Below are 21,289 nucleotides of genomic sequence, written 5' to 3' on the forward strand. Positions count from 1 at the left end.
TTTATATGGATTGTTGTTTTCTAAATTCAACAGGTATTAAATAATTTAAACTACCGTGAATTCGAATATTGTTATATCAATGCACAAAGTTAAATAATTTGTATTTTAATTGGGTTAAATTTATAAATTTTTGCCTCTTGACAAATTATTTTTTAAAACTTTTGTAAATTGTTTCAGCCCCAACATTATCATAAAGATATCCTTTATTGCTTAATGATTGTTTGGTGTTAAAAGTACTTAAGATATTATCAATGATTTTATTTTTAAATTCATTGCCCCAGTCAGTATGAAATAACGTAATTTGTTTTAATGATCTTATAATTGAATAAAAGGTTTCTTGCTCTAATTGTACTGTTTTGTTTGTCTCGACACACTATAGCCAATTATTTCACGATTAAACAAGTCAATTAACAAACAAAGATAATGTTATTTATCGCCAACTTGAACATATGTTAAATCATTAACAACAACTTCATTGGGTTGTTTATTAATTAAATTCACGGTTTAAAACGTTGCTAATTTCGTTGTTATTAACCACCAACTTATGATTACGATATTTTAATTTGGTGCATTTAGATACTAACTAATTTTTAATCATAATTTGGTGAATTTTTCTTCGCGATAAGATAATATCTTTCTAATTTAAAAAGCTTTAATTTTATAAGACCAATAAATTTTACGATTGGCATTATAATAAATGCATTGATAATTTCTTGTTCATAATTATTAACATCAACTATAGCCACATTTATTAATTTGATAGTAATATGTTGATTTTGCTATCTTTAATTTTGATCCTATTTGACCAATTTTTCGCATGGAATATTTTTCTTTATTATTGTTAATAATTTCTATTTTTTGCTAATTATCAGCACTACTTGCTTTAAAGGGTTGTTTTTCATTATAATTGGATTAATTCTTTTTGCAAGGCAATAAAGTTCATTTTTCTTCAACAGTGTGATTATCTTTTGCTTTAAAAAATCCAGAATTATGAAATTTTTCAATTAACTGATATATAGTTGATTTTGACACCTTATATTATTTAAAAATTTCAAGAATGGTTTTACCATTTTGATAAAGTAAAACAATTTGTTTTTTAAATTCATATATCGATGAATTTCTTCCTATTTTTATATTCCTACTTTCTTCATAATTATATTTTATTTGAAAGTCCATATAAATATGGTCCAACTTATCGGAACCTATCCATAAATAATAATTTTTTTGGATTATGATTTTCTTTTGCAATTTTGTAATTTTATGCTATAATTAAATTAGTTAAAAAAGATAAATTTGTCTTTTTCTTAGTTAGTTTTACTTTAATAAATAAATATTTATTTAAACAAGACATCACACACCGAATAATTTATGCCATCAGATAAATTAGAAACAGTATACAATGTTCGTCCTCAAAAAAACATCAGTAAATTAACTTGTTAAATAATTTATTAAGATAATGACAACTAATTTAACTTTACCAGATGGGAAACAACTGATAATTTATTACCCTGTACTAAATTTATAAGATATTCAAAAAGGGAAGCGAAATCTTGTCGTTTCATTAGAATTAGTTGAAGATTATATTAAATAATTTTTATTTAAAATTAAATAACTTAAATTAAAGAACTTAAAAAATTGTTAGCGAAAGGAGGAAAAGAAGATGACAACAAATATTCATTGATTTCCTGGTCATATGGCAAAAGCAATTAAACAAATTGACGAACAAAGTAAATTGATTGATTTGGTGATTGAAATTGTTGATAGTCGCATTCCGTTTTCCTCGTCAAATCCGTTAGTTGATAACTTACGTGGTTCAAAACCAAAGTTAGTTATTTTAAGTAAAAAAGATTTAGCACATCCAGTTGCGATTAAGGCGTGACTTAATTATTATCAGCAACAGCAAATTGCTGTTTTACCTTTGGATATTAAACATGCTAATATTACAAAATTAATTATTGAAAAAATTAATTTTGTTTGTGCTCCAAAAATGGAACGCGATAAAAAACGGGGAATTAAAAACCCTAAAATAAAAGTATTGGTAATCGGGATTCCAAATGTTGGGAAATCTACTTTTATTAACACCTTAGTGAAGCGAAATTCCGTCCGGATTGGAAATAAACCGGGGGTAACAAAAGGACAACAATGATTAAAATTAAATCAGCAAATTGATTTAGTTGATACCCCAGGGATTTTATGACCAAAAATTGAAAATTCACAAGTAGCGTTAAATTTAGCTTTTACTCACTCAATTAAAGAAGACATTTTGCCAAAAGAAGAAATTTGTTTAGCAGCAATTAAATGAATGCAACAACATTATTTTTCCTTATTAGCAAAAGAATATCATTTGACAACAATGGACAATTTTGTAATAGCAGATGAAAGTGATCTTTTTCAATTATTATTAATAATGCAACAAAATCGCTTTAATAAAGTTGATGAGGACAATGTCAATAATATTGTTACTGACTTTCTCAACAAGTTATGAAATAATAAATTTGGGTTAATGTCGTTTGAATTTCCCCCAGCAAGCGGAACAACATTCGATTAATAAATTTGAATAAGAGGTTTTAAAACGATACCGAAGCTAATTGTTATGGCAGGAACTGATGAAACGGACTGCCGGGTTGTTTGACGGACCACTAGTTGTTAGTGCAAAATTTTGCCATCGGAATATATTAATACTTGAAATTAAGGATAGTAAAAAGTTAACAGTATTCAAACACGCGAAGTTAGTTGCTGAAATTATAATTATAACTATTGCAATTAGTTATACAATTTAAATTATTTCCGTTTAAATGGTTGAAAAATTAAATTCAAAGCAAGCAAGTATTATTGGAATGCAACAGGAAATTGACAATTTAACAGTTAAACCAAACTTAATTTTAACTGATGCTGAAAAGTTATCTGTTGTTTATCCTGTCATGTAACCATTACATGTAATTATTTAAAAAGGTAATACGATTTCTCAAACAATCCGCAGCAGCTTTTATTTTAGCGAGAGTAATGAGAAATAATTTAATGATTGAATTTGATTAAGTATATTCTTTATATCACTTTAAAAATAATAAAGGCCGATGGCACTAAAAAATATTTATTAGCATTACAAACGCACGTAATTACATCTTTGCATTGGAAGACTTATCAGCATGTTTCTTAAGCGATGATAAAAATAATGTTATTAATAAATAAAAATTAAGAAAGTAAAACTTCCAATTTTATATTATTTATGTTAATAAGATTTTTCATTATTAATATAAAAAGGAATTAATATACATAAAGTTTTACTTTTTTTGCTTTAAAATATGATGGTGATTGGAATAAAATTTATCAATCCTTAGAAACAAAAAATTGTTTATGAAGATTTAATTAATGTTGAAACAAGAATAACACGCTAGTATGGTTACGAATATTGATCGATAATATTCCAAAGTATTATGTGAGATTTATCGTCTGCCTTTTTTTATTTTATATTGGTAATTTTACGGTTTTGAATGAACACAAACATAAATTAGCAATTTTTGGAACAACAACATCAGATAAAAAAGGGTTAGTTACAACAAAAATGTTGATAAAGAAAATCTTAAAGCTGAAAATAACATTAATTGTTATTTCCGAACAAAGAATTAACAAATGTGTTGTTGGAAATATTGCTAATGGAATTAGTGTTTTAATTCTTCGAAATATTAACAATTGTGAGGAAACGATTAACACATATCCTAATACGAAATTTGAAATTATTATTTCTGAAGTGTATCAAAATAGTATGAACAAAAGGAAGTATGAATTTTATAGCTTGATTACCGGTTTAATGGATGATGTTATAATTTGTTCAATCAACGTTAGATGATGAAACTTAATCGGGTTGTGGCATTAGCTAAAAATGATGATAAAGAAGTTTTTTGTTTCACGGTTCAAATTACTGATGCTAATAAAAACAACGGTTTTATTAAAAATGACGCCCAAATCACGGAAAATGTTGATGATATTTTTAGGAAATTATAAAATAAAAATTTTTTCATTAATATTTACATATATTTACATAATTTTTTTAAATTTAAGTAAATATTAATTAAAAATTATCTAACTTATGTTATATAGGCACCGTGTAGATACAAACGACAAATTTATATATTATTAGATTAATAATAAAATATTTTTAATAAATTGCAATCATTTTTCAAAAAAAATAAATTTTTGTAATTTTATCTTATTTTAAAGTATATTTAAGCACGCTAAAAATAATTTATTAAATTTTAACTAATAAATTTATTTAATATTTTCCTGAATTGTAAAAATTAATTGGATTTAATACAAAATATTTAATAAAGTGTCCCAAATATATTTACAATTCAGGAAAATAGGAGTAAATCCATCTCTTTCACACTTTCTTTAAAGATTCGTGTCATAGATGAGTTCTTCATCTTTCATCATCAAAATATTAATTTTAATAGTTACATTATTTATCGTATAATAAATACTTTTATTTGAAAGGATTTATGAAAATATCGTTTATTTTGTGTAAGGAAAACATAGTTTAATCTATTTTTATGATAAAAATTCTAAATTTAAAGATAATATCTTATCAATAATGCAAATAAATTTATGTTTTTTAATATAAAAATAAAAAAAAAAAATAATCTAACAATAATTTGCTTTTTGTTAGTTTATCTTACAGGATGCCTTGTTAACCATAATGGAAAATTTCTGAATTTATTACTTAATAAACCGTTGATATTAAAGTCAAAGTTGGTATCAATAATGTTGTTTTAGCATTATCTGTTGGGTTGATTATAGTGTTTGTATTTGCTTTTTATTACATAAAAAAGCAACCAGGGTCCAATTAACATGTATTTTTATTGATGAGGGTTTATTACGTCAAGACGGTGGTTGACATGATTTACAAAAATTTTAAGAAAAATTTAAGTTAAATATTATTAAAATTGATGCTCAAGAAAGATTTTTAACTGATTTAAAAGGGTTATTAATCCTGAACAAAAGCGTAAAATTATTGGTAGTTTATTTATTGAAATTTTTAATGAAGCAACAAGAAAAATACAAAATTTTAAATGGTTAGGGCAAAGAACAATTTATTATGATGTAAATGAATCATTATCGGCAAAGGGACCTTCTGCAACAATTAAATCACATAATATTATTGGAGTATCACCAAAAGATTTACAATTTTAATTAATTTAACCATTACGTGAATTATATCTAAACACGAAGTACGATGAAATGGTGAGGCATTAGGAATTGATCATAAATTTGTTTATAAACATCCTTTCCAGAACCAGGTTTAGCAGCTCGCATTATTGTCAAAATTACGACTTAAAAATTATCTTTATTACAAAGTGCTGATTAAATTTTTATTGATGAATTATATTAAACAGATTTATATTATTTATATTATCAAGTTGTGCAATCCTTTGTTTGTTTTATTTACTGTTCAATCAGTTGGGGTGACGGGGTATGCTCAGACATATGGTTGTTATATGGTTGTTTGTTCGTAGTTTTGACATAATTGATTTTATGACATTAAATTGAAGTCGGTTACCATTCAAATTTTTATTAGAAAAAGTATCATCACGAATTGTTAGTGAGGTGCATGAAATTAATTGGGTTACTTATCGGGTTATTTATGATGTTACATCAAAACTGATATTACATTAAAATCCATGGTCCAACTTATTGTAACCTATCCAAAGTATTAATTAATAATTAAATAAAACAATTATTAAAAATTTTTTTAAAAAAAGAAAGGATGCATTTTTCAGAAAAACCTATTTTATTAAGTGTAAAAGATACTATCTAACAATTAATTCAATAAATATAAGTATTTTTTACAAAATAAAATGCTAAATTTTCATTTACAATTTACACAAACAAAAAACATTAAATAAAATTTACTATGAAATTATTAATTATTTAATTAATTATGAACAATATTCACTAGATACTATTACAAATATAAAGAAATATTAACAAAAATTTTATCTGTTCAAATACCTTATATATAATATGTTTACCTTTTCTCGTTATAATTTTAATAAAAAAATTTATTAAGAAAAGGTAAACATAAACCACATAATAAAACAGAAAACCACAGAAAAGTTAATAATTGTCAAACAATTATTGAATGTAATATTGAATTTTCAAATATTAAAGCATAAATGTCTCTGGTCATCTATAAGGAGATACTATGGTTGGTAAAAACCATAAAATAGCAATTATAACTTTGGTTGATATATGATTTAAAACATCAATCCTGTTAGTAACTAAATAATAGTAAAAGCAAAGATGTCATAGAAAGTATAATAAAATTTATTTTAAACAAACCATCTGGCACAATAAAAACAATTACATTTGATTGTGATAAAGAATTTATTAGGTGAAAAAAACTTGAAAATATTTATAAAATAAAAATTTATTTTGCTAATGTTGGTTTTTCTATCCAAAAATAATTAGAACGAAAAATAATGAAATTTTGAGAAAAAGTTTACCAAAATGAATAGATTTATCAATATTTTCTCAAGATTATTTAAATAAAATAACATTGAAAATAAATTTAATACCAAGAAAATCATTAAATTATAAAAATTCATTGGATTTAATATAAAATATTCAATAAAGTGTCCCAAATATATTTACAATTCAGGGTTATTAAAATTAAAAAGTTTTTTCCTTTTTAAGGAAAAAACTTTTTTTTATGTATAAGGACTAAAAGAATCAATAACCGTTAAAATATCTGGTTATGCTTTTGCAATCATTTACGATCAATTTTATAACAAATATTATTTGACATTTTAATTCATTCAATAATGTTTTTTACTTCTGTTAATTATTCATAAAAATCAATAATTAATCAATCATAAAATTTATAAGTAACTAAATCACCAACTTAATTATCTTTATTTGCTAATTTATTTGTTAGGTATAAAAAAGTTGCTCTTATTTTTTAACAGGATTCCATTAGCTCAATAGTATTTTTAACACCCTTATATTTTTATGTGATATTTTTAATTTGGTACTTCCCATCACGGTCTATAACACAAAATTCATAATTCGTCGTTGATGTAACAATTAATTTTGTCTTTGAACTTGGAAATAGCGACTGAAGCCTGAAAAACCAGCTTATCATCGGCTTAACTTAAATTATAGCAAAAAAATTGCATTTTAAGATGTTCGTTAAGATAATTTAGCAAGTTAAAATAAATAGAAAAATTGCTTGTACTAATGGTTTTTGTGTGAGCGTTCCAGCATCACAAAAACCATTAGTTGAAATAATTAATAGAGATACTAGACATTGATTTCATAAAGAAATAGATTTTAATAATGTTATGTAACAAGAAATAGACTGGGTTATTAATGTTATTAACAATAAATCAAAGTATTGTTTACAGTGATTAAATTAATAACAATTATTTTTAAATTTATCATCACATATTTAATAATTTTTTATTGAATTAATCAAATAATTTATTAAACTATTTTTAGTGTGTCCAAATTAATAAATTTAAGATAAAAATACAATAATTTTAAAAATAAAATTATATGGAATACTTATTTCATTGTTGTTTTAATTAAATTAAATAAAGTGTACCATTTTAATTTACAATTTACATAAGGTAAAAATATTACCATCATTTGTTTATAATAACAATGAAATAACTTATAAAATATAAAAGATGGTAATAAATAATATTGCTGTAAATAATGTTTTTGGCACAATTGTTTTTATTAGAAAATTCTTTTTTAATACAGAAGCATAAATGGAACCCACCAAATTAAAATAACACCAGCAATAACCCCATAAATAAATTACCAAATTTTAAAAGGCTTTACAAGTATATCAAAGATAGCGCTATTAATTGGTGCAATAAATCCCACAATTAAACTAATCAATAATGGAATAAACTTAATAAAAATTCCAATTGTTCAAACTCATTTCCCAACATTTCATAAGAAAATATTTAATAAGAAAAACAAAATTAAAATAACAAGATAAGCACCAATGGACAATTATGTTTTGTGTTCCTTTATTAATACTTTAAATTGACAACTCATTAAACATCGCATTAATACTAAAAATTGGGAAAAAGCTTAATAAAATTGGAAAATAAAAAAGATATAAAACAACGACATTAAACCTCCAACTTTGTGTCCAATTAAAACATCCCGCCCATGGCACAAGGGTGCCATTACCACTTTTTGTTTTGACAGATGTGATTTCAATAAAAACCACAATCATTGCCATTATTAAAATTTCAATCAAAACTCATAACTAGATTGCCAATCAAATAATTTTGGGTAAAATATAAAAATAGCCCTATGAAGTATTGTTTTTCAAATAAATTATAATTCCGATTGTAATTCCAACAACGGTTGAAAAAATAGTCAGAAATTCAAAAAATTTAACATGTTTTTTAGTTTTTTCTGTTAATTTTTTCTTCTATTTTTAATAACCGATTAATAACATATTTTTTAGTAAAAAAATAATTAAATAAATTATAGCATATTTTATTTTATATTTTCATAATATTTTTTCTTAATTTCCCGAAATAAATGGTTAATTCCTGACTTTGAAATCTCTAAACCTATTTTGTTTTCTAATAGTGTTGATAAATCTTGTAATGAAGCATTCGGATGAGTGATTCGTAATAAAGCAACCTTTTTGGTGTTTTCATTTAATTCATCAAACAAATTATGATTAATTAAATAATTAATCATAATGACTTTTTCTCCCCCAGCTTTGAGTGTTTTTTGTTGATTTGAAATCTCAATATTATTTAAACGATTAATGCTGTTAACCATATCCCGAGAAATACGCGTATTTTCAAATGTTAAAACACTATTAATTGCATCAATTAATTTTAAGAAATCCGAAACTAAAAGTGAACGTTTTAAATAGCAAACATAACGATTATGTCGAACAATAATCTTAAAAAGAAAATGAAATTTATGTAATAATTTTCGAAAATACTGTGCCGAATCTTCATCATTAAATTGAACCTCCAAATGATAATTACTTGTTTCGGGTGAATTAACACTTCCACAAGCAACAAAAATTCCTGCAATATATGCACGTTGTTGGCGTTCATTTCATTCCGGAGGGATGGCAATAATTTTCTGATTAAGGTCATAATCAAAAATATGCAAGTCTTTTAAAATCTCGGTTGATCACTCCTTAATTCGTAAAATAAATGTTTTGTTCTTTTTTAACTTTGTGTTTTGTACAATAATAATCTCAATGTTAACTTGATATAAATTTTTTAAAAAAGTATAAATAGTACGAATGATAGCATTATTAATTGAAGAAACTTCAAAATTAAAAAAATTGTTACTAATTATTAATATCATATTATATTTAACAAACCCGGCTAAAAAAGCTTTCTGACACATTTGGTCAAATTCTTTTTTAATGATTTCTTCTTTTACTTCCATGGCAAAACTCATTTTCATTCCCTTTTCTTTTTTAATTACAGAAAAACCACTATTTTGGCATAGTGGTTTAATAATTAACCTTTTTGTTTAAACTCACGAACTTCTTGTTCGTTATCATACATCGGATTAACTTGCACATCCCCATCAACTTTTCGAATAACAACATTTGTTGCTAACTTAATAACAACTTCGTGTGCAATCGATAATTGCATATGTTCAAATAATTTGGCTGCTTCTTCAACATAAGCATGTAATGGATTTGTTTGGGCATAACTTCGTAAATAAATCCCACTCCGCAACTTACTCGCTTGATCAATGTGTTTTATTCAATATTTATCAAATGAACTAATAATGGCGTTTCGTTCAATTTGATTCATCAAATTTGGTGGTACATCTTCTGTTCGAGATAAATAAAAATCATTCATTTTTGTTGACACATACTTCGCCACTTGATTGTGGGTCATTTTTTCCATCGCGGCTTTATTTAATACATTTGCTGCTACAACTTTATCACCAACCCCTTCGATTAATTCATCATAATTAATAAATCATTCCCCATGCGATTGGTTTCCAAACGTTTTTGTTAAATCATAAGCAGCTGAATATTGCATTTTTCTAATGGTTGGTTTTAAATCATTCGCTGTTAAAATTTGATCACGGCGCGCATACATCGCTTCACGGTGCTGCGCTAAAACATTATCATAATCTAAAATATTTTTTCGTTGGTCAAAGTTAATCCCCTCCACCTTTTTCTGAGCATTAGAAATTGCTCTTGTTAACATTCGTGATTGAATAAAATCTGACCCCAAGTGACCAAACACACGACGTAAACGATCACAACCAAAGCGAATCATTAATTCATCATCCGTTGCAACATAGAAACGTGAAAACCCAGGATCACCTTGACGTCCTGCCCGTCCGCGTAATTGATTATCAATCCGACGAGCTTCATTTCTTTCAACACCAAAAACTGCTAAACCACCAATTTTTTGGACACTATCACCTAATTTAATGTCGGTCCCTCGTCCAGCCATATTTGTTGCTAAAGTAATAGCTCCCCATTTACCAGCCTTTGCAATAATATCGGCTTCATGTTCGTGGTTTTTGGCATTTAACATTTTAAATTTTAAATTAGCTTTTTGTAAATAATGCGAAACAATTTCTGATGAATCAACCGAAGTTGTCCCAATTAAGATTGGTTGACCTTTTTCATGCAAAGTAACAATTTCCTTCATCATTGCCTGCATTTTTGCATCACGATTAGCAAACATATAGTCCGCTTCGTCTCGGCGAATCAACGGACTATTAGTTGGAACTTGAATTACCCGCATATTATAAATCTTAATAAATTCTTCTTCTTCTGTTTTTGCCGTTCCGGTCATTCCACTTAATTTATTATATAATCTAAAAAAATTTTGGTAAGTAATTGTCGCCATTGTCACCGTTTCTTGTTCAATATCAACACGCTCTTTAGCTTGTAATGATTGTTGTAAACCATCACTATAAGCACGACCCGGCATTAAACGACCTGTAAATTGGTCAACTAAAATAATTTCGTGGTTTTTAACAACATATTCAACACCATTTTTAAAAACAAAATTAGCTTTTAAAGCGTTCAAGATTAAATGATATAATTCTGTATTTTTAATATCAAATAAAGATTTAATTGAAAAAATATTTTCTGCTTTGGCAATTCCTTCTGATGTTAAATAAACTTGTTTTGTCTCTAAATCAATTTTTAAGTAAGTATCACGTGATAATGATTTTGCAAAATGATCAGTTGCTTGATATTGCGGTGTTCGATTTTGTTGTCCTCCCGAAATAATTAACGGAGTTCTTGATTCATCAATTAAAATTGAGTCGGCCTCATCAATAATTGCATAATTTAATTTTCGTTGGACTTTATCACTATAAATTTTTACCATATTATCACGTAAATAATCAAATCCTAATTCAGCATTAGTTGTATAGGTAATATCACAACTATAAGCTGATCTTTTAGCATCTTTTGTAATATCGCGTGTGTTTAAACCAACAGTTAAACCTAAAAAATTAAAAACTTGCCCATTAATTTCTGAGTCCCGTCTTGATAAATATTCGTTAACTGTAACAATATGAACCCCATCGCCAGTTAGAGCATTCAAATATGTTGGCATTAACGCAGTTAAAGTTTTTCCTTCTCCGGTTTTCATTTCCGCAACATCACCTTGGTGAAGCACAATTCCCCCAATTAGTTGTATACGATAAGCATGTAAACCAATAATCCGACGCGCCGCTTCACGAACAACTGCAAATGCTTCAATTAAAATATCATCCAATGTTTCTCCATTGGATAATTTATCTTTAAATTCTTCCGTCTTTGCTTGTAATGCATCGTCTGACAACGCTTGCATCGTTGCATCTAAGATCATAATTTTATCTGCTATTTTTCCGTGTTTTTTTACAATTTTACGATCACTAATCGTCATCAAACTTTCTCCTCTATTCTACATAATTATTATCATCATTAATATTTATTTTATCATAAAAAGGAATAGTTGGTATAGTTATTATAAATATGTGTTTTCATATTATTTGAATAATTAATTTTTACGATAATTTTATAATCTTTTTTAAAAAAGAAATATTAAAATTAACGTCTATTTAAGTGTCTTCATACTGTTGCTATTTTTCATATTTTATGGATTAATAACAATTTTTAGGACACTTTTAATATGGACTGTTGTTTTATAAATTCAAAAGGTATTAAATAATTTAAACTACTGTGAATTCGAATATTGTTATATCAATGCACAAAGTTAAATAATTTGTATTTTAATTGGGTTAAATTTATAAATTTTTGCCTCTTGACAAATTATTTTTTAAAACTTTTGTAAATTGTTTCAGCCCCAGCATTATCATAAGGATAGCTTTTATTGCTTAATGATTGTTTGGTGTTAAAAGTACTTAAGATATTATCAATGATTTTATTTTTAAATTCATTACTCCAGTCAGTATGAAATAACGTAATTTGTTTTAATGGTCTTGTAATTGAATAAAAGGTTTCTTGCTCTAATTGTACTGTTTTGTTTGTCTCGACACACTATAGCCAATTATTTCACGATTAAACAAGTCAATTAACAAACAAAGATAATGTTATTTATCGCCAACTTGAACATATGTTAAATCATTAACAACAACTTCATTGGGTTGTTTATTAATTAAATTCACGGTTTAAAACGTTGCTAATTTCGTTGTTATTAACCACCAACTTATGATTACGATATTTTAATTTGGTGCATTTAGATACTAACTAATTTTTAATCATAATTTGGTGAATTTTTCTTCGCGATAAGATAATATCTTTCTAATTTAAAAAGCTTTAATTTTATAAGACCAATAAATTTTACGATTGGCATTATAATAAATGCATTGATAATTTCTTGTTCATAATTATTAACATCAACTATAGCCACATTTATTAATTTGATAGTAATATGTTGATTTTGCTATCTTTAATTTTGATCCTATTTGACCAATTTTTCGCATGGAATATTTTTCTTTATTATTGTTAATAATTTCTATTTTTTGCTAATTATCAGCACTACTTGCTTTAAAGGGTTGTTTTTCATTATAATTGGATTAATTCTTTTTGCAAGGCAATAAAGTTTATTTTTCTTCAACAGTGTGATTATCTTTTGCTTTAAAAAATCCAGAATTATGAAATTTTTCAATTAACTGATATATAGTTGATTTTGACACCTTATATTATTTAAAAATTTCAAGAATGGTTTTACCATTTTGATAAAGTAAAACAATTTGTTTTTTAAATTCATATATCGATGAATTTCTTCCTATTTTTATATTCCTACTTTCTTCATAATTATATTTTATTTGAAAGTCCATATAAATATGGTCCAACTTATCGGAACCTATCCATAAATAATAATTTTTTTGGATTATGATTTTCTTTTGCAATTTTGTAATTTTATGCTATAATTAAATTAGTTAAAAAAGATAAATTTGTCTTTTTCTTAGTTAGTTTTACTTTAATAAATAAATATTTATTTAAACAAGACATCACACACCGAATAATTTATGCCATCAGATAAATTAGAAACAGTATACAATGTTCGTCCTCAAAAAAACATCAGTAAATTAACTTGTTAAATAATTTATTAAGATAATGACAACTAATTTAACTTTACCAGATGGGAAACAACTGATAATTTATTACCCTGTACTAAATTTATAAGATATTCAAAAAGGGAAGCGAAATCTTGTCGTTTCATTAGAATTAGTTGAAGATTATATTAAATAATTTTTATTTAAAATTAAATAACTTAAATTAAAGAACTTAAAAAATTGTTAGCGAAAGGAGGAAAAGAAGATGACAACAAATATTCATTGATTTCCTGGTCATATGGCAAAAGCAATTAAACAAATTGACGAACAAAGTAAATTGATTGATTTGGTGATTGAAATTGTTGATAGTCGCATTCCGTTTTCCTCGTCAAATCCGTTAGTTGATAACTTACGTGGTTCAAAACCAAAGTTAGTTATTTTAAGTAAAAAAGATTTAGCACATCCAGTTGCGATTAAGGCGTGACTTAATTATTATCAGCAACAGCAAATTGCTGTTTTACCTTTGGATATTAAACATGCTAATATTACAAAATTAATTATTGAAAAAATTAATTTTGTTTGTGCCCCAAAAATGGAACGCGATAAAAAACGGGGAATTAAAAACCCTAAAATAAAAGTATTGGTAATCGGGATTCCAAATGTTGGGAAATCTACTTTTATTAACACCTTAGTGAAGCGAAATTCCGTCCGGATTGGAAATAAACCGGGGGTAACAAAAGGACAACAATGATTAAAATTAAATCAGCAAATTGATTTAGTTGATACCCCAGGGATTTTATGACCAAAAATTGAAAATTCACAAGTAGCGTTAAATTTAGCTTTTACTCACTCAATTAAAGAAGACATTTTGCCAAAAGAAGAAATTTGTTTAGCAGCAATTAAATGAATGCAACAACATTATTTTTCCTTATTAGCAAAAGAATATCATTTGACAACAATGGACAATTTTGTAATAGCAGATGAAAGTGATCTTTTTCAATTATTATTAATAATGCAACAAAATCGCTTTAATAAAGTTGATGAGGACAATGTCAATAATATTGTTACTGACTTTCTCAACAAGTTATGAAATAATAAATTTGGGTTAATGTCGTTTGAATTTCCCCCAGCAAGCGGAACAACATTCGATTAATAAATTTGAATAAGAGGTTTTAAAACGATACCGAAGCTAGTTGTTATGGCAGGAACTGATGAAACGGACTGCCGGGTTGTTTGACGGACCACTAGTTGTTAGTGCAAAATTTTGCCATCGGAATATATTAATGCTTGAAATTAAGGATAGTAAAAAGTTAACAGTATTCAAACACGCGAAGTTAGTTGCTGAAATTATAATTATAACTATTGCAATTAGTTATACAATTTAAATTATTTCCGTTTAAATGGTTGAAAAATTAAATTCAAAGCAATCAAGTATTATTGGAATGCAACAGGAAATTGACAATTTAACAGTTAAACCAAACTTAATTTTAACTGATGCTGAAAAGTTATCTGTTGTTTATCCTGTCATGTAACCATTACATGTAATTATTTAAAAAGGTAATACGATTTCTCAAACAATCCCGCAGCAGCTTCTATTTTAGCGAGAGTAATGAGAAATAATTTAATGCTTGAATTTGATTAAGTATATTCTTTATATCACTTTAAAAATAATAAAGGCGATGGCACTAAAAAATATTTATTAGCATTACAAACGCACGTAATTACATCTTTGCATTGGAAGACTTATCAGCATGTTTCTTAAGCGATGATAAAAATAATGTTATTAATAAATAAAAATTAAGAAAGTAAAACTTCCAATTTTATATTATTTATGTTAATAAGATTTTTCATTATTAATATAAAAAGGAATTAATATACATAAAGTTTTACTTTTTTTGCTTTAAAATATGATGGTGATTGGAATAAAATTTATCAATCCTTAGAAACAAAAAATTGTTTATGAAGATTTAATTAATGTTGAAACAAGAATAACACGCTAGTATGGTTACGAATATTGATCGATAATATTCCAAAGTATTATGTGAGATTTATCGTCTGCCTTTTTTTATTTTATATTGGTAATTTTACGGTTTTGAATGAACACAAACATAAATTAGCAATTTTTGGAACAACAACATCAGATAAAAAAGGGTTAGTTACAACAAAAATGTTGATAAAGAAAATCTTAAAGCTGAAAATAACATTAATTGTTATTTCCGAACAAAGAATTAACAAATGTGTTGTTGGAAATATTGCTAATGGAATTAGTGTTTTAATTCTTCGAAATATTAACAATTGTGAGGAAACGATTAACACATATCCTAATACGAAATTTGAAATTATTATTTCTGAAGTGTATCAAAATAGTATGAACAAAAGGAAGTATGAATTTTATAGCTTGATTACCGGTTTAATGGATGATGTTATAATTTGTTCAATCAACGTTAGATGATGAAACTTAATCGGGTTGTGGCATTAGCTAAAAATGATGATAAAGAAGTTTTTTGTTTCACGGTTCAAATTACTGATGCTAATAAAAACAACGGTTTTATTAAAAATGACGCCCAAATCACGGAAAATGTTGATGATATTTTTAGGAAATTATAAAATAAAAATTTTTTCATTAATATTTACATATATTTACATAATTTTTTTAAATTTAAGTAAATATTAATTAAAAATTATCTAACTTATGTTATATAGGCACCGTGTAGATACAAACGACAAATTTATATATTATTAGATTAATAATAAAATATTTTTAATAAATTGCAATCATTTTTCAAAAAAAATAAATTTTTGTAATTTTATCTTATTTTAAAGTATATTTAAGCACGCTAAAAATAATTTATTAAATTTTAACTAATAAATTTATTTAATATTTTCCTGAATTGTAAATATATTTGGGACACTTTATTAAATATTTTGTATTAAATCCAATTAATTTTTACAATTCAGGAAAATAGGAGTAAATCCATCTCTTTCACACTTTCTTTAAAGATTCGTGTCATAGATGAGTTATTCATCTTTCATCATCAAAATATTAATTTTAATAGTTACATTATTTATCGTATAATAAATACTTTTATTTGAAAGGATTTATGAAAATATCGTTTATTTTGTGTAAGGAAAACATAGTTTAATCTATTTTTATGATAAAAATTCTAAATTTAAAGATAATATCTTATCAATAATGCAAATAAATTTATGTTTTTTAATATAAAAATAAAAAAAAAAAAAATAATCTAACAATAATTTGCTTTTTGTTAGTTTATCTTACAGGATGCCTTGTTAACCATAATGGAAAATTTCTGAATTTATTACTTAATAAACCGTTGATATTAAAGTCAAAGTTGGTATCAATAATGTTGTTTTAGCATTATCTGTTGGGTTGATTATAGTGTTTGTATTTGCTTTTTATTACATAAAAAAGCAACCAGGGTCCAATTAACATGTATTTTTATTGATGAGGGTTTATTACGTCAAGACGGTGGTTGACATGATTTACAAAAATTTTAAGAAAAATTTAAGTTAAATATTATTAAAATTGATGCTCAAGAAAGATTTTTAACTGATTTAAAAGGGTTATTAATCCTGAACAAAAGCGTAAAATTATTGGTAGTTTATTTATTGAAATTTTTAATGAAGCAACAAGGAAAATACAAAATTTTAAATGGTTAGGGCAAAGAACAATTTATTATGATGTAAATGAATCATTATCGGCAAAGGGACCTTCTGCAACAATTAAATCACATAATATTATTGGAGTATCACCAAAAGATTTACAATTTTAATTAATTTAACCATTACGTGAATTATATCTAAACACGAAGTACGATGAAATGGTGAGGCATTAGGAATTGATCATAAATTTGTTTATAAACATCCTTTCCAGAACCAGGTTTAGCAGCTCGCATTATTGTCAAAATTACGACTTAAAAATTATCTTTATTACAAAGTGCTGATTAAATTTTTATTGATGAATTATATTAAACAGATTTATATTATTTATATTATCAAGTTGTGCAATCCTTTGTTTGTTTTATTTACTGTTCAATCAGTTGGGGTGACGGGGTATGCTCATACATATGGTTGTTATATGGTTGTTTGTTCGTAGTTTTGACATAATTGATTTTATGACATTAAATTGAAGTCGGTTACCATTCAAATTTTTATTAGAAAAAGTATCATCACGAATTGTTAGTGAGGTGCATGAAATTAATTGGGTTACTTATCGGGTTATTTATGATGTTACATCAAAACTGATATTACATCAAAATCCATGGCACAATTGAATAAGAATAGAAATAAAAAAAGATTATTTAATCCTTTACATTAATGTTTGGATAGGTTACAATAAGTTGAACCATATTTATGTGGATTTTCAAATAAAATATAATTATGAAGAAAGTAGGAATATAAAAATGGGGAAGAAATTCATCGGTATATGAATTTAAAAAACAAATTGTTTTACTTTATCAAAATGGTAAAACCATTCTTGAAATTTTTAAATAATATAAGGTGTCAAAATCAACTATATATCAGTTAATTGAAAAATTTCATAATTCTGGATCTTTTAAAGCAAAAGATAATCACACTGTTGAAAAAATGAACTTTGATTGCCTTGCAAAAAGAATTAATCCAATTATAATGAAAAACAACCCCTTAAAGCAAGCGGTGCTGATAATTAATAAAAAAATAGAAATTATTAACAATAATAAAGAAAAATATTCTGTGCGAAAAATTGGTCAAATAGGATCAAAATTAAAGATAGCAAAATCAACATATTACTATCAAATTAATAAATGTGGCTATAGTTGATGTTAATAATTATGAACAAAAAGTTATCAGCGCATTTAATGCTAATCGCAAAATTTATGGATCTTGTAAAATTAAAGCTTTTTTAATTTTACAAGATATTATCTTATCGCGAAGAAAAATTCACCAAATTATGATTAAAAATTAGTTAGTATCTCTAAATATACCAAATTAAAATATCGTAATCATAAGTTGGTGGTTAATAACAACGAAATTAGCAATGTTTTAAACTGTTAATTTAAAAATAATAAACAAACCCACAATGAAGTTGTTGTTAATGATTTAACATATGTTCAAGGTGGTGCTAAATGATATTATCTTTGTTTGTTAATTAACTTGTTTAATCGTGAAATAATTGGCTATAGTTCTCGAACAAATAAAACAATACAACTAGTGCAAGAAACCTTTTATTCAATTACAAGACCATTAAAACAAATTACGTTATTTCATAATAACTGGAGTAATTAATTTAAAAATAAAATCATTGATAATACCTTAAATATTTTTAACATAAAACAATCATTAAACAATAAAGGTTGTCCTTATGATAATGTTATTTCTGAAACAACTTACAAAAGTTTTAAAACATAATTTATCAAGTAACAAAAATTTATAAATTTAACCCAATTAAAATACAAATTATTTAACTTTGTGCATTGATATAACAATATTATAATTCACGGTAGTTTAAATTATTTAATACCTGTTGAATTTATAAAACAACAATCCATATAAAAATGTCATAAAAAGGATTTCCAATCCATCTTGGATATATTTACAATTTACATAAAGGAGCGAAAAATTAAATGAATAGTATTTTATTAACAAGTAGTCCTCCAAATCCAGGGTGAATTACGTCAAATAATACGCCACACCATATTTTAGCTACATATGGGGGGTGAATTCATATGTATGCTGTTTTTATTACCTTGGGAATGATTTTCTCGGTTTTAGCTTGTTTTATTCGGTTAAAAATAAAAAAAGTCCCAATTGATCCATTAATTTGGTCAATTTTTGCTATTATTCCATTTTCATTATTAGGAGCTAGTTTTTTTGGTAAATTTAATAATGATATTAATCACCCTTGAGTGTTATATCCCGATGATGTTTCCTTTTGATCTTTATTTGCTTTTTGAAAAGCAGGAATGAGCATTCACGGCGGTGTCTTATTTGGCACAATTACAGGATTAATTGTTTTTGCCATTGTTGGTCGGAAAGCAAATGTTTCCCTTTGGATTTATACTGATTGTATTATTCCAAATATTTTATTAGGGCAAGTATTGGGACGTTGGGGTAATTTCTTTAATCATGAGATATTAGGAAGTGTTACTTCATATGATTCGCTACGTTGATTACCGGCGTTTATTCGGGATAATTCATGACAATTACAAGGTTTATCACCAGAAATTGATGGTGGTCAGATTGTTTTCCGTCAACCAATCTTTTTATATGAATCATTTTTCAATTTTTTAGCATGGTTATTTATTACTTTTTTCATTCCTTTTGCTGGGCAATTATTTAGTAAAAAACCATGAAAAAAAAATCCCAAAGAATATCCGTTTAATTCAAAATATAATTTTATTCACTTTTTTAACCGGAAATATATTAAACCTGATAAAATGACATGAAAAGAAGTATGGGATAAAGCATACTTTAACTATGTGCCAAACCAAAAAGCTTTAGATGAAATGTCAAAATCAACACAAAGTCAATTTAACCGAAAAGAGAAACTAACTTTTAAAGATAAGATTAAAAAATGATTACATAATGATAGTGTTGCTTTAACAAAATTAAATAATCCGGAGGGTTATTTAATAACAAAGAGCGGGGTGCAAACGGGTTTTTATTTCTTTTTATGGAATTTAATTCGTTTTGTCTTAGAAACGCAACGAGATGATTTATCAACTTTATTTATTAAAAATCATCAGGTATTAGATTATACAGTTTTACTTTTAATTGTGGTCATTGGGTTAGGATTAGCAATTTATGCGCAGTGAGGAGCGTCGCGAAAATTCCGTAAAAATGGTTTTATGTACGAAAAAGAATATGTTGATTTTCATAGTTTGCAAACATGAAAATTTGAAAAGTATTTTAATAATAATATTGTTATTGGTGAAGATAATTATTCTGATAAATTGCCAAAAGTAATTGAAACAAAAGTAATGGAATTTTTAGGATATGAAAATGAGGTTTTTGAAAAATATTTTGAGTTAAAATATTTTAAAATAAATGAACAAGTCGAAAAATATCCCGAAATTATAAATTACAGTTTTAATATTGTTGCTTTACCAACAGTCGGGAATAAATTTATTGATTACTTGATTGTTAATCAAACTTTCAAAATTGATTTAAGTAAAATTTTACAACAAACAACGTTAGAGATAACAAAACAAGATAATATTGCTGATTTAACATTAACAAAAAAAAATTTTGGTATTTTATTAAATGAGGTTATTCATTCTCCTGAAAAAACCGCGGCAATTAAAACAATTTGAAATAATTTTTATCCCCATATTAATGAACAAAAAACAACAATTTTTAGCATTGATGTTAATGATTTCATTACTTTTGATGAACTAAAAATTAAACCAGAAGTTAAGAAAATTGAAGTATCAAAATTTAAATTTAAAGAAAACCAATTTTATTATTTCAATAAAAAGATTTTTTTTAAAATAAAATGAAAATAGTTAATTTTTAAGAGTGTGTAACAACAATTAAAGACGTCTTTTTTTTTAATTGCTTTTGTAACTTCTATTACTGAATTTTCTTTTAATTTTTTACAAAAAGTTTTTTTGCTTAATTCTTCTGTTAAGACCAAACAACTAAATTTATGATCTTTACCAACTATTGTATCCATTTTAAATCAACCAAATTTATATTTATCATGTTTTGCTTATTTAATAATTATATAATTAGTAATTTTACC

General features: G+C 25.4%; 19 protein-coding genes and 2 pseudogenes. 15 read left to right on the forward strand and 6 right to left on the reverse strand.

Features of this window, described 5'->3' with window-relative positions; all coding sequences use genetic code 4:
* Nucleotide 1: 1 nt before the first annotated feature.
* Both ACE38S_RS05975 and ACE38S_RS05980 read right to left on the reverse strand, forming a co-directional pair.
* Nucleotides 2-130: pseudogene (locus ACE38S_RS05975) on the reverse strand (IS3 family transposase); the annotation flags it as partial.
* A gap of 460 nt (nucleotides 131-590) precedes the next feature.
* A complete protein-coding gene (locus tag ACE38S_RS05980; RefSeq protein WP_374696811.1) occupies nucleotides 591-746 on the reverse strand; it encodes a hypothetical protein in 156 nt (51 codons plus the stop codon).
* A gap of 914 nt (nucleotides 747-1,660) precedes the next feature.
* On the opposite strand from ACE38S_RS05980, the gene ylqF (ACE38S_RS05985) reads away from it, so the two are divergent.
* From ylqF (ACE38S_RS05985) to ACE38S_RS06010, 6 genes are all read left to right on the forward strand, one after another.
* Nucleotides 1,661-2,548: a ribosome biogenesis GTPase YlqF gene (gene ylqF, locus ACE38S_RS05985; RefSeq protein WP_374696812.1), complete on the forward strand. Its 888-nt coding sequence runs from the start codon at nucleotides 1,661-1,663 to the stop codon at nucleotides 2,546-2,548.
* A 58-nt stretch (nucleotides 2,549-2,606) separates the two neighbouring features.
* Entirely contained in the window at nucleotides 2,607-2,780 is a 174-nt protein-coding gene (locus tag ACE38S_RS05990) for a hypothetical protein (RefSeq protein ID WP_374696813.1), read from the forward strand.
* Nucleotides 2,781-2,795: 15 nt separating this feature from the next.
* Complete coding sequence (locus tag ACE38S_RS05995; RefSeq protein ID WP_374696814.1) at nucleotides 2,796-2,927, forward strand: hypothetical protein; 132 nt, start codon at nucleotides 2,796-2,798, stop codon at nucleotides 2,925-2,927.
* 560 nt (nucleotides 2,928-3,487) lie between these two features.
* Nucleotides 3,488-3,874: a hypothetical protein gene (locus tag ACE38S_RS06000; RefSeq protein WP_374696815.1), complete on the forward strand. Its 387-nt coding sequence runs from the start codon at nucleotides 3,488-3,490 to the stop codon at nucleotides 3,872-3,874.
* Complete coding sequence (locus tag ACE38S_RS06005; protein WP_374696816.1) at nucleotides 3,844-4,002, forward strand: hypothetical protein; 159 nt, start codon at nucleotides 3,844-3,846, stop codon at nucleotides 4,000-4,002. Before ACE38S_RS06000 ends, ACE38S_RS06005 begins: the two co-directional genes overlap by 31 nt.
* A gap of 1,467 nt (nucleotides 4,003-5,469) precedes the next feature.
* Nucleotides 5,470-5,670: a hypothetical protein gene (locus ACE38S_RS06010; protein ID WP_374696817.1), complete on the forward strand. Its 201-nt coding sequence runs from the start codon at nucleotides 5,470-5,472 to the stop codon at nucleotides 5,668-5,670.
* A 2,847-nt stretch (nucleotides 5,671-8,517) separates the two neighbouring features.
* Here ACE38S_RS06010 and whiA read toward each other — a convergent pair.
* From whiA to ACE38S_RS06030, 4 genes and pseudogenes are all read right to left on the reverse strand, one after another.
* Complete coding sequence (whiA, locus tag ACE38S_RS06015) at nucleotides 8,518-9,453, reverse strand: DNA-binding protein WhiA (RefSeq protein ID WP_374696818.1); 936 nt, start codon at nucleotides 9,451-9,453, stop codon at nucleotides 8,518-8,520.
* Between the two features lie 62 nt (nucleotides 9,454-9,515).
* Nucleotides 9,516-11,909, reverse strand: coding sequence for a preprotein translocase subunit SecA (secA, locus tag ACE38S_RS06020; protein ID WP_374696819.1), 2,394 nt, complete (start codon nucleotides 11,907-11,909; stop codon nucleotides 9,516-9,518).
* A 230-nt stretch (nucleotides 11,910-12,139) separates the two neighbouring features.
* A pseudogene (locus ACE38S_RS06025) lies at nucleotides 12,140-12,280 on the reverse strand (IS3 family transposase); the annotation flags it as partial.
* A 460-nt stretch (nucleotides 12,281-12,740) separates the two neighbouring features.
* Nucleotides 12,741-12,896, reverse strand: a complete 156-nt coding sequence (locus tag ACE38S_RS06030) for a hypothetical protein (RefSeq protein WP_374696811.1) — start codon at nucleotides 12,894-12,896, stop codon at nucleotides 12,741-12,743.
* Nucleotides 12,897-13,810: 914 nt separating this feature from the next.
* Between ACE38S_RS06030 and ylqF (ACE38S_RS06035) the strand changes: the two genes are divergently transcribed.
* From ylqF (ACE38S_RS06035) to ACE38S_RS06075, 9 genes are all read left to right on the forward strand, one after another.
* The gene (gene ylqF, locus ACE38S_RS06035; protein WP_374696812.1) at nucleotides 13,811-14,698 is read left to right on the forward strand and encodes a ribosome biogenesis GTPase YlqF; all 888 of its coding nucleotides are present in this window, start codon (nucleotides 13,811-13,813) and stop codon (nucleotides 14,696-14,698) included.
* Between the two features lie 58 nt (nucleotides 14,699-14,756).
* The gene (locus tag ACE38S_RS06040) at nucleotides 14,757-14,930 is read left to right on the forward strand and encodes a hypothetical protein (RefSeq protein WP_374696820.1); all 174 of its coding nucleotides are present in this window, start codon (nucleotides 14,757-14,759) and stop codon (nucleotides 14,928-14,930) included.
* 15 nt (nucleotides 14,931-14,945) lie between these two features.
* The gene (locus ACE38S_RS06045; RefSeq protein WP_374696821.1) at nucleotides 14,946-15,077 is read left to right on the forward strand and encodes a hypothetical protein; all 132 of its coding nucleotides are present in this window, start codon (nucleotides 14,946-14,948) and stop codon (nucleotides 15,075-15,077) included.
* A gap of 560 nt (nucleotides 15,078-15,637) precedes the next feature.
* On the forward strand, nucleotides 15,638-16,024 hold the full coding sequence (locus ACE38S_RS06050; protein ID WP_374696815.1) for a hypothetical protein: 387 nt from the start codon (nucleotides 15,638-15,640) through the stop codon (nucleotides 16,022-16,024).
* On the forward strand, nucleotides 15,994-16,152 hold the full coding sequence (locus tag ACE38S_RS06055) for a hypothetical protein (protein ID WP_374696816.1): 159 nt from the start codon (nucleotides 15,994-15,996) through the stop codon (nucleotides 16,150-16,152). The genes ACE38S_RS06050 and ACE38S_RS06055 overlap by 31 nt, the downstream gene beginning before the upstream one ends.
* Nucleotides 16,153-18,066: 1,914 nt before the next feature.
* Entirely contained in the window at nucleotides 18,067-18,372 is a 306-nt protein-coding gene (locus tag ACE38S_RS06060; RefSeq protein ID WP_374696822.1) for a hypothetical protein, read from the forward strand.
* Nucleotides 18,353-18,511 carry a hypothetical protein gene (locus ACE38S_RS06065; protein ID WP_374696823.1) on the forward strand — a complete coding sequence of 53 codons (159 nt, stop codon included), beginning with the start codon at nucleotides 18,353-18,355 and terminating at the stop codon, nucleotides 18,509-18,511. The genes ACE38S_RS06060 and ACE38S_RS06065 overlap by 20 nt, the downstream gene beginning before the upstream one ends.
* Nucleotides 18,512-18,687: 176 nt before the next feature.
* Nucleotides 18,688-18,831, forward strand: a complete 144-nt coding sequence (locus ACE38S_RS06070) for a hypothetical protein (RefSeq protein WP_374696824.1) — start codon at nucleotides 18,688-18,690, stop codon at nucleotides 18,829-18,831.
* 338 nt (nucleotides 18,832-19,169) lie between these two features.
* Nucleotides 19,170-21,050: a prolipoprotein diacylglyceryl transferase gene (locus tag ACE38S_RS06075; protein ID WP_374696825.1), complete on the forward strand. Its 1,881-nt coding sequence runs from the start codon at nucleotides 19,170-19,172 to the stop codon at nucleotides 21,048-21,050.
* Nucleotides 21,051-21,289 lie beyond the last annotated feature (239 nt).

This window comes from Spiroplasma endosymbiont of Polydrusus formosus (assembly GCF_964263245.1).
Taxonomy (GTDB): domain Bacteria; phylum Bacillota_I; class Bacilli_A; order Mycoplasmatales; family Mycoplasmataceae; genus Spiroplasma.